This window comes from Micromonospora sp. NPDC048894 (assembly GCF_040649765.1).
Lineage (GTDB): Bacteria > Actinomycetota > Actinomycetes > Mycobacteriales > Micromonosporaceae > Micromonospora > Micromonospora antibiotica.
This window is the reverse complement of the sequence record NZ_JBEZFY010000034.1, coordinates 1-3223: the sequence shown is the minus strand read 5'-3', so window position 1 is coordinate 3223 and position 3223 is coordinate 1. Positions and strand designations below refer to the sequence as shown.

Below are 3223 nucleotides of genomic sequence, written 5' to 3'. Positions count from 1 at the left end.
TGTGGGTTGTGGGTTGGTTGTTTGTTGAGAATTGCACAGTGGACGCGAGCATCTTTGTGGTCAAGTTGTCAAGGGCGAACGGTGGATGCCTTGGCACCAGGAGCCGATGAAGGACGTGGGAGGCCGCGATAGGCCTGGGGGAGCTGTCAACCAAGCTGTGATCCCAGGGTGTCCGAATGGGGAAACCTGGCACCAGTCATGTGGTGTCACCTGCACCTGAACACATAGGGTGTATGGGGGGAACGCGGGGAAGTGAAACATCTCAGTACCCGTAGGAAGAGAAAACAATTTAGTGATTCCGTGAGTAGTGGCGAGCGAAAGCGGATTGAGGCTAAACCGGTTGCGTGTGATACCTGTCAGGGGTTGCGTGGTCGGGGTTGTGGGACCCTGCTGAACAAGCTGACACTTGTTCGAGAAGTTATCAAGTCAGTGGCTAGTCGAACAGTCTGGAATGGCTGACCGTAGACGGTGAGAGTCCGGTAGGTGAAAGTTGCTGACCTTCTGTGGGTGTTCCCGAGTAGCGGCGGACCCCTGAAATCTGCCGTGAATCTGCCAGGACCACCTGGTAAGCCTAAATACTTCCTGGTGACCGATAGCGGACGAGTACCGTGAGGGAATGGTGAAAAGTACCCCGGGAGGGGAGTGAAATAGTACCTGAAACCGTTCGCCTACAATCCGTCGGAGCCTTGCGGGGTGACGGCGTGCCTTTTGAAGAATGAGCCTGCGAGTTAGTGGCATGTGGCGAGGTTAACCCGTGTGGGGGAGCCGTAGCGAAAGCGAGTCTGAATAGGGCGTCGTAGTCGCATGTTCTAGACCCGAAGCGGAGTGATCTAGCCATGGGCAGGCTGAAGCGCGGGTAAGACCGCGTGGAGGGCCGAACCCACCAACGTTGAAAAGTTGGGGGATGACCTGTGGTTAGGGGTGAAAGGCCAATCAAACTCCGTGATAGCTGGTTCTCCCCGAAATGCATTTAGGTGCAGCGTCGCGTGTTTCTTGCCGGAGGTAGAGCACTGGATGGTCTAGGGGGCCCACAAGCTTACCGAAATCAGCCAAACTCCGAATGCCGGTAAGTGAGAGCGCGGCAGTGAGACTGCGGGGGATAAGCTTCGTAGTCGAGAGGGAAACAGCCCAGATCACCAGCTAAGGCCCCTAAGCGTGTGCTAAGTGGAAAAGGATGTGGGGTCGCATAGACAACCAGGAGGTTGGCTTAGAAGCAGCCACCCTTTAAAGAGTGCGTAATAGCTCACTGGTCAAGTGGTTCCGCGCCGACAATGTAGCGGGGCTCAAGCACACCGCCGAAGCTGTGGCACTCACATTTTACTTCGCATCTCCTTGATGGGGTGTGCAGGTGTGTGGGTGGGTAGGGGAGCGTCGTGCCGGGGGTGAAGCAGCGGGGTGACCCAGTTGTGGACGCGGCACGAGTGAGAATGCAGGCATGAGTAGCGAAAGAAGGGTGAGAAACCCTTCCGCCGGATGACCAAGGGTTCCAGGGCCAGGCTAATCCGCCCTGGGTGAGTCGGGACCTAAGGCGAGGCCGAGAGGCGTAGTCGATGGACAACGGGTTGATATTCCCGTACCCGCGAAAGAGCGCCCGTGATGAACCTTATTGTGCTAACTGCCCGAACTGTTGGAGGTCTTCGGACTGAGAACGGGGAGCGCAGGAACCTGGTGGGTAGTAGTCAAGCGATGGGGTGACGCAGGAAGGTAGCTGAGCCCGGCCGGTGGTTGTGCCGGGGTAAGCGTGTAGGCCGTGTTGTAGGCAAATCCGCGACACATGAGGGCTGAGACGTGATGCCGAGCCGATTCAGGTGAAGTCAGTGATCCTATGCTGCCGAGAAAAGCCTCTAGCGAGTTCTTAGCGGCCCGTACCCCAAACCGACACAGGTGGTCAGGTAGAGAATACCGAGGCGATCGGGCGAACTGTGGTTAAGGAACTCGGCAAATTGCCCCCGTAACTTAGGGAGAAGGGGGGCCGGAGACGTGAAGCCCCGTGCGGGTGGAGCGTTGTATGGCCGCAGAGAGCAGGGGGAAGCGACTGTTTACTAAAAACACAGGTCCATGCGAAGAAGTAATTCGATGTATATGGACTGACGCCTGCCCGGTGCTGGAACGTTAAGGGGACCTGTTAGCTCTTCGGGGCGAAGCGGAGAACTTAAGCGCCAGTAAACGGCGGTGGTAACTATAACCATCCTAAGGTAGCGAAATTCCTTGTCGGGTAAGTTCCGACCTGCACGAATGGCGTAACGACTTCCCCACTGTCTCAACCACAGGCCCGGCGAAATTGCATTACGAGTAAAGATGCTCGTTACGCGCGGCAGGACGGAAAGACCCCGGGACCTTTACTATAGCTTGACATTGGTATCTGAATGGGCTTGTGTAGGATAGGTGGGAGCCGGTGAAACCTGTACGCCAGTATGGGTGGAGGCAATCTTGAAATACCACTCTGGTTGATTTGGGTATCTAACTTCGGACCGTTATCCGGTTCAGGGACAGTGTCTGGTGGGTAGTTTAACTGGGGCGGTTGCCTCCTAAAGGGTAACGGAGGCGCCCAAAGGTTCCCTCAGCCTGGTTGGCAATCAGGTGTTGAGTGCAAGTACACAAGGGAGCTTGACTGTGAGACTGACAGGTCGAGCAGGGACGAAAGTCGGGACTAGTGATCCGGCACTTGCGAGTGGAAGCGGTGTCGCTCAACGGATAAAAGGTACCCCGGGGATAACAGGCTGATCTTCCCCAAGAGTCCATATCGACGGGATGGTTTGGCACCTCGATGTCGGCTCGTCGCATCCTGGGGCTGTAGCAGGTCCCAAGGGTTGGGCTGTTCGCCCATTAAAGCGGTACGCGAGCTGGGTTTAGAACGTCGTGAGACAGTTCGGTCCCTATCCGCCGTGCGCGTAGGATACTTGAGAAGGGCTGTCCCTAGTACGAGAGGACCGGGACGGACGAACCTCTGGTGTGCCAGTTGTCCCGCCAGGGGCACGGCTGGTTAGCTACGTTCGGAAGGGATAACCGCTGAAAGCATCTAAGCGGGAAGCCTGCTTCAAGATGAGGTATCCCACCCCACTTTGTGGGGGTAAGGCCCCCAGCTAGACGACTGGGTTGATAGGCCGGAAATGTAAGCCCGGTAACGGGTTCAGTTGACCGGTACTAATAGGCCGAGGACTTGCTTACAAGGCTGCTACGCGTCCACTGTGCAACTCTGAACAAACACCAAACAACCCCCCAC

General features: G+C 56.6%; 1 rRNA gene. It reads left to right on the top strand.

From position 1 onward, the window contains the following. The first annotated feature begins 58 nt into the window (after window positions 1–58). Window positions 59–3168, top strand: a 23S ribosomal RNA gene (locus tag AB0C22_RS31155). The last annotated feature ends 55 nt before the right edge of the window (window positions 3169–3223 follow it).